Origin of the sequence: Flavobacterium plantiphilum, assembly GCF_046000495.1 — a bacterium.
Lineage (GTDB): Bacteria > Bacteroidota > Bacteroidia > Flavobacteriales > Flavobacteriaceae > Flavobacterium > Flavobacterium plantiphilum.
The window spans coordinates 1-552 of the sequence record NZ_JBELQA010000022.1 but is presented as its reverse complement, the minus strand read 5'-3'; the positions used below and the strand labels follow the sequence as shown (position 1 = coordinate 552).

Sequence of the window (552 nt, the reverse complement as noted above, 5' to 3'; positions counted from 1 at the left end):
AGAGTCTCGTAGCTCAGCTGGTTAGAGTACTACACTGATAATGTAGGGGTCGGCAGTTCGAGTCTGCCCGGGACTACTTTTTAAGCTAAAAATTTAAAGATTGAAAGATTTTAAAATTAAAAGATTAAAAAGAACTGTAAAAAGCTTAAATAAAGGAAATTTTAGAGGTTGAGTAACCGTTTTAAGTACTGTTAACTGAAAACTGTTAACTGACAACTAAAAATTGGGGGATTAGCTCAGCTGGCTAGAGCGCCTGCCTTGCACGCAGGAGGTCAACGGTTCGACTCCGTTATTCTCCACTATCTTAAAGAAGATAGAATATAGAAAAAAGAATATAGACTAAGTCTATTCTCTATTATCTATGTTCTTTATTCTAAAAAAGAAAAAGTTCATTGACATATTGAGATAAGAAAATACAAAAAGTAGAAAGAACACAGTTTTATAGCTGTCAGCTAATTGCTGAAAGCTTAAAGCTAGTACAATAAGCAAAATAAGGGCGTATGGGGGATGCCTAGGCTCTCAGAGGCGATGAAAGGCGTGATAAGCTGCGAA

2 tRNA genes are annotated in these 552 nt (G+C 36.2%); both read left to right on the top strand.

What is annotated here, in order from left to right:
- Window positions 1-2 precede the first annotated feature (2 nt).
- Window positions 3-76 (top strand) — tRNA-Ile (locus tag ABS764_RS16235).
- Window positions 77-225: 149 nt separating this feature from the next.
- A tRNA-Ala gene (locus ABS764_RS16230) sits at window positions 226-299 on the top strand.
- Window positions 300-552 lie beyond the last annotated feature (253 nt).